This window comes from Johannesbaptistia floridana, assembly GCF_057440575.1.
In genome coordinates this window covers 1-6,031 of sequence record NZ_JALKVM010000387.1, presented here as the reverse complement: position 1 = coordinate 6,031, position 6,031 = coordinate 1, and the positions used below count along the sequence as shown (strand labels likewise).

At 36.7% G+C, this 6,031-nt stretch carries 5 protein-coding genes and 1 pseudogene; 3 read left to right on the top strand and 3 right to left on the bottom strand.

Annotation, left to right across the window (positions count from 1 at the left end):
* Positions 1-801: 801 nt before the first annotated feature.
* Complete coding sequence (locus tag MW688_RS21925) at positions 802-1,650, bottom strand: Rpn family recombination-promoting nuclease/putative transposase (protein ID WP_486738142.1); 849 nt, start codon at positions 1,648-1,650, stop codon at positions 802-804.
* Positions 1,651-1,744: 94 nt separating this feature from the next.
* On the opposite strand from MW688_RS21925, the pseudogene rpsF reads away from it, so the two are divergent.
* A pseudogene (gene rpsF, locus MW688_RS21920) lies at positions 1,745-2,056 on the top strand (30S ribosomal protein S6); the annotation flags it as partial.
* A 377-nt stretch (positions 2,057-2,433) separates the two neighbouring features.
* Here rpsF and MW688_RS21915 read toward each other — a convergent pair.
* A complete protein-coding gene (locus tag MW688_RS21915; RefSeq protein WP_486738141.1) occupies positions 2,434-2,616 on the bottom strand; it encodes a hypothetical protein in 183 nt (60 codons plus the stop codon).
* 69 nt (positions 2,617-2,685) lie between these two features.
* Between MW688_RS21915 and MW688_RS21910 the strand changes: the two genes are divergently transcribed.
* On the top strand, positions 2,686-3,258 hold the full coding sequence (locus MW688_RS21910; protein ID WP_486738140.1) for a DUF2854 domain-containing protein: 573 nt from the start codon (positions 2,686-2,688) through the stop codon (positions 3,256-3,258).
* Position 3,259: 1 nt separating this feature from the next.
* Here the strand turns inward: MW688_RS21910 and MW688_RS21905 are convergent, their stop codons facing one another.
* Positions 3,260-3,640 carry a hypothetical protein gene (locus MW688_RS21905; protein WP_486738139.1) on the bottom strand — a complete coding sequence of 127 codons (381 nt, stop codon included), beginning with the start codon at positions 3,638-3,640 and terminating at the stop codon, positions 3,260-3,262.
* A gap of 97 nt (positions 3,641-3,737) precedes the next feature.
* Between MW688_RS21905 and MW688_RS21900 the strand changes: the two genes are divergently transcribed.
* Positions 3,738-5,228, top strand: a complete 1,491-nt coding sequence (locus MW688_RS21900) for a bifunctional orotidine-5'-phosphate decarboxylase/orotate phosphoribosyltransferase (protein ID WP_486738138.1) — start codon at positions 3,738-3,740, stop codon at positions 5,226-5,228.
* The last annotated feature ends 803 nt before the right edge of the window (positions 5,229-6,031 follow it).

The following is a 6,031-nucleotide window of genomic DNA, read 5'->3' as shown; positions in this document are numbered from 1 at the left end:
AATACAATAAGTAATTTGTTGGGTTTCGTCACCTCAACCCAACCTACATGGTGCGCTCCCGAAGAAATCTCGCCAATGGAGCGATCGCTACCCCAATGTCCCCCGTATTATACCATTTTGTTGTAGGGGCGCTCTTGCTTTGCGCCCCTTTCCTTGTCTTGTCAACCCAACACCAACACAATGGGAGATAATAAGTAATTTGTTGGGTGGAGTAACCTCAACCCAACCTACAAAATCTACGTCATTTGTTAGCTACTAAGGTATTAACTCAGATCTTGCATCTTTACCCAAAGTTATTTGTGGTGGTTAAGTTTTGAAGTTTTGAAGTTTTGAAGTAATGAGTTAAAGAATTAATGCTCAAAGCTTAAAAATTGGTTGACCTCATATCTTCCACCAGAACTTATGTACTAATTTTTTAGGAAAAATGTTCTTTATGGTTAATTCTCTATAATCTTTGTCTCCTAGAGGTTTAACATCAATTCTCTTACTCATTACTCCTTACTCCTTACTCATTACTCAACCCCAACCAGTAGCTTTTGCTAAAGGTGGAAGATCTGATTTGACCGAGTGTAAGATCTTAGGCGAAAGAGAAATGAACTTTTTCTGAGGTTAATTTAGTACATAAGTTCTGGTGCTTTGATATGAGTTAATAGCCATTTTCCAGCATTCAATTAAATTAATCATCTTAGATTTTGCTTTTTTTTCTAAGATAATCCAGTTAGAATGGCGATCGCTACTATTGGGCTACTTGATACGATAATCAGGGAAATAAAACCTTAAAGATTATTTGTTCTTTGAGTGTTAATTGATAGTGCCAAGCCAGTTAATTAAGTCTGATGTCGTTTGAAAATCAAGTAAGGCTTCTCCTAAGTTTTCTAGTTGTTCTACAGATAAACTACGAATTTGGCCATTTAATTCCCCGGAAACTTGCCCGATTCTTCTATTTAAGAGTTTAATAACTAGATTAGCTTCTCCCTCCTGTCTTCCCTGTTGTCTTCCCTGTTGTCTTCCCCTGGCTTCAGCTTCTGCTTGTATCTCTTGATAAATTACTGACTCTTTCATAATTTCTTGTCTCAATACTCTGTTAATCACTATTTTATCTAAAACTAGACCTGCTAAAATCGAAGTACTCGCTGTTAGGTCACTCTTTCTGGTTTTGTCTGATACTGCTTCGATTTTACGCGCTACTTCCTGCAAGATATTTTCTCGGTTTTCTGTTTGAGATAGTACTGCAAATGGTAATAAACCTGATGATTCTAACAATTGTTCGGCGGGTACTTCCCATAAACGAATCACATTAAATCTATGCTGGGTTTCACTTAAAGCGAAGGTAGTTTGATAAACTAAACTTGAGCTGGTTTTTTTTAAGTAAATGACTACCTGATAAACCTGTTTATCAGGATAAAGGCGATGTAATCTTAGACGATAATCAGCCATTCTAAAAGGTATATCTCGGTCTGGAACTGTCTGAAATTCAATATGGAGTATGATATTTTCTGACTGTAAAAAAATCAGACTATCAGCTCGAATGGGTTCCACTTGTAACTCGGTAGGTTCGAGCATGGTTAACTCAAGATTTTCACCCAACAACCATTGGGCTAAATCTGATGAGAATGTTTCAGCGAGGAATTTACATATGTTATCGTACATTTATTTGATCAAGATACGAGATTTGAGTTAAGATAGAAGATCCTTGCTTACTCAGGGAGAAAGCCATTAACGTCCAAAAGGAGATTATTAAATAATGACTCAAGCTTATGAAATGATGTATATTTTACGTCCTAATCTTTTAGAAGAAGAAATCGCTTCTCTTGTTAGTAATTATAGCACCATGCTTACTGACAATGGAGCTACTAATCTTCAAGTAAGATTTTGGGGTAAACGTCGTCTAGCCTATCCTATTCAAAAATATCAAGAAGGTATCTATATACTAGTAAACTACGAAGGAGATGGGCAACAAATAGGAATTTTAGAAAGAGCTATGCGCTTAAATGAAGATATAATTCGCTATTTAACTCTTAAAATCAAAGAAAGTCCAGAACTTCGCGATGATGAGTTAGCAGATTTTAGTAAACAGCTATCGAGAATGCCTAAAACAGTCGAATCTTCCCCTCAACTAGCATCAGAAGCCCCTACACAGAGCGAAACCCCAGAAGATGAACAACCCTCTCAAGTAGCCCCTGAAGCTTCTACACAGAGCGAAACCTCAGAAGATGAACAACCCTCTCAAGTAGCCCCTGAAGCAACGGAAACAACCAGCGAATCTACTAGTGAATCACCAGAGGATGAACAACCCTCTCAAGTAGCCCCTGAAGAAGTTACTCAATAAAATTCTTCTCGGCTTTGAAGAGTTCCTTAAATTATTCGATTAATTAATTTATCTGGGTGCGTTACGCGCATGGAGCGAAGTTCGCACCCTACGGTATATTGAGATTAAGAGATTTTTTCCTCAGGGAAAATTTTCTCAAATTCTTCGATTAATTCATCCATCTCCTCTAAGGCTTGATTGACATCAATGCGCAAAGTTCCAATTGATGGCTGTTCTAATAAATTAATTAGTGATTCTCTCTGACTAGTTATTTCTCGGAATCGGGTAACAAGAGTAGACTTATCCATGATTTTTTTAGTTAAAATGAACTCTAAGCTCTAGAATAAACAATATTAAACTTTTTTAACAAGGTCTAAATGTTTGGTAAAGTATCTCTAGGTTCGATAGGTTTAGTAGTGGGTTCTACACTAACAGTAATTGGTTTTATTGCTTATGCCTCAGGTAATGCTACTCTTAATCTCGCAGGTTTATTTTATGGAGTCCCTGTATTACTTGGAGGATTAGCCCTGAAGGTTTCTGAATTGAAACCAGTTATCCCCAGTCAAACTCCTTCTCCAGAAATAGTTGAGTTACGGGAAAAACAAGCAACTCCCACTCAAATACAAATACGTAAAGATGTAACTCGATATCGTTATGGGCAAGAAGCTCATTTAGATATATCATTAGAAAAATTGGGTTTGAGTCCCAGTGATCCAGAAAGACCAATTTTGTTTGATTTACAAGAAAAAGCGATCGCATCTAATTATGCTTTAGTGTTATTATTCGATTCTCCTCTCATCGGTTTAGAAACTTGGCAAGAAAAACAAAGCAAAATTGAAAAATTTTTTGGTCCTGATATTAGAGTAGAAATTAATCAACCAGAAGCAGAGATAATTGAGGTTAGTTTAATTTCAACTATTGAAAATTCAACTGAGAATTCAACAAATTAACTTAATTACTTTTGTTCTTGTTTTTACTACGATTTTTAGGCAAAATAAAGGGAAGGCGTGGTAACTTACCGCGCCAAAGATTAAAAAGCATCACCGAGCAAGTAACGAAATAGGCAGAAGTTAAGATACTATTAGTGTAGAGTAGACGGAAATTAGAAATTTCTCCTCCTGAGTAATTAGCACCAAATAGGAGTAAACAGTAAGCAGTAATCCAGGCGATCGCCAAATTAATCGCTACACGGCTGACTTGCTTTTCTTCTGAGGTGCTTTGGGAGCGAGATAGAGTCCAGAAAGCGGGAATAACGCCTAATATGGGAATCAAATAGATAAATAACTTGACTCTATCGAGTTGAGCTTCATAATCTTCGTCTATTTTTTTCAACGTCAACTATCCTCCTCCCCTATTCATAAAACCGTAAAAAATCACCAACTATCATAAGTATAACTTTTTTAACTTGAGTACAAATTAAAAGATAATCATGAGTTTTTTCTCCAAACTAAATAGTGCGATCTCCCTCAATCAAAGCCTATTAGTAGTCGGCTTAGATCCTAATCCCGAGATGATGCCAGAAAAGTATATATCTGGTAACAAAATCAATAAAAATCAGTATAAAGACTGGTTAACAGAAATAATCAATCAAACCGCCACTTCAGTTTGTGCCTATAAACCCACATTAGGATTTTATCAAGCTTTAGGGGCAAAAGGAATAGAACTATTGGTAGAGATTTTACAAATTATCCCTGCACAAATACCAGTAATTCTTGACGCCAAACACGGAGATCTAAATAGTGGTAGTTTGTTTGCCGAGTATATATTTGAAGAACTAGAAGTAGATGCCATTACCCTAAGTCCGTACCCTGGACAAGACTTAGCCATTCCCTTTTTACTATATCCTGATAAGGGTATATTTATTCTTTGTTCAACCTCTAATCCCAGTGCTGTACCTCTACAAGAATATAATAGTCAAAAGAAATTGCCTTTTTACCTCAAGTTAGTCAGAGAAGTTAAAAATTGGGCATCACCAGAACAATTATTTTTAGAAGTTGGTACAGTAGAAACAGAGATACTTAAAAATATTAGAACCGAAGCGCCAGAAAGAACCATACTTTTGCGGAGTTTTTGGTCAACTATTCCCCGCATTTCAGATTCACAACTTAGGGATAAAAGCCTTTTATCCTTAGAATCAGAGCAATTAGCAAGCTTACTCAAATCCGGTTTAAATGAACACGGAGAAGGTTTAATTCTTCCCATACCCCAAGATTGGTTAAAAGCAGAAAATCTCCCAGAGAAACTAAACCAATTAAATCAACAAGTTCAAAAGATTAGAACCGAAATAACTAAACAAAATGATACTTGTCAATTGTGGGTATCGAATGTGTGTATTTTAGACAAACATCCCCATCAGGATCTAATTCTACAACTTTACGATTTAGGCTGTATACTCTTTGGAGAATATGTACAAGCTTCAGGAGCTGTTTTTCCCTATTATGTGGATTTAAGAAAAATTATATCTGAGCCACAGATATTCCATCAAATCTTACAAGCCTATGCAGAGATTGTGAAAAAGCTAGATTTTGAGCGGATTGCTGGAATACCCTACGGCGCCTTACCCACTGCTACTGGTTTATCTTTAATGCTGCATCATCCCCTTATTTTCCCCCGAAAAGAGGTCAAAGCCCATGGTACTCGTCGCCTAGTAGAAGGACATTATCAACCAGGAGAAAAAGTAGTAGTTATTGATGATATTCTCATTTCTGGTAAAAGTGTTATGGAAGGAGCAGAAAAACTCAAAAGTTGTGGTTTAGAGATAGAAGATATTGTGGTCTTTATCAATCACGAACAGGGGGTAATTGAGAGACTAAAACAAGCAGGATATCAAGCCCACTCCGTCTTATCAATTAGTGAAATTACAGAAACCCTCTACTCGGCTGGGAAAATTAATCAAGAACAATATCAATGTTTCCATTGAACCTAACCAATACTGCTCGGTTAGTGTTGAAAATTCCTCTGTGAGGAAAATTAAGAATGAAGAATGAAGAATTAAGAATTCAGAATTCTTAATTCTGAATTATAGCAGTGACCGCAGTGGTGTTAACAACATTTATTACTAACTTTTCCCCCCAACCTCACAAGGGTAGGTTTTTTACCAAGAGCTTGTAGTGAGGTTGAGACAAAGAAGACAAGGAAGGAAAGTAGACAAGGAAGTATAGCAAGCTCGCAAATAGATGTTTACAGTTATCATGAAAAGCCCCCCTTTGTTAAGGGGGGTTGGGGGGATCTGTAAATATAAATATTGTTAACACTACAACGCTCATTGCTATATCTGTATTTTAGGTGTACATTAGTATGAAAACACGCTGTTTTAATTGTATTATCTCCCTTGTCTCCTTGTCTTCGTTCCTCCCGGAGTCCCGTCCTCACCGAAATGTTAAAAACCTACCCTTATCAGATCCCCCCTTCCCCCCTTACTAAGGGGGGCTTTTCATCATTTTTGTCAACATCTATTGGCGAGCTTGCTATAACTACTTAACATCATCTATACTCAGACCTTGCATCTTTACCTAAAGTTACTGGTTGTGGTTGAGTAATGAGTTTTGAAGTAATGAGTAATGAGTTTTGAAGTAATGAGTAATGAGTTTTGAAGTAATGAGTAATGAGTTAAAGAATTAATGCGATCGCGTTTAAAAATTGATTCTCGTCTGTTGGCCTATTTAGTACTTTTGTATTTGCGTGCTTTGGTCTAAGTTAAAAATTGTTTCTCGTCTGTTGGCC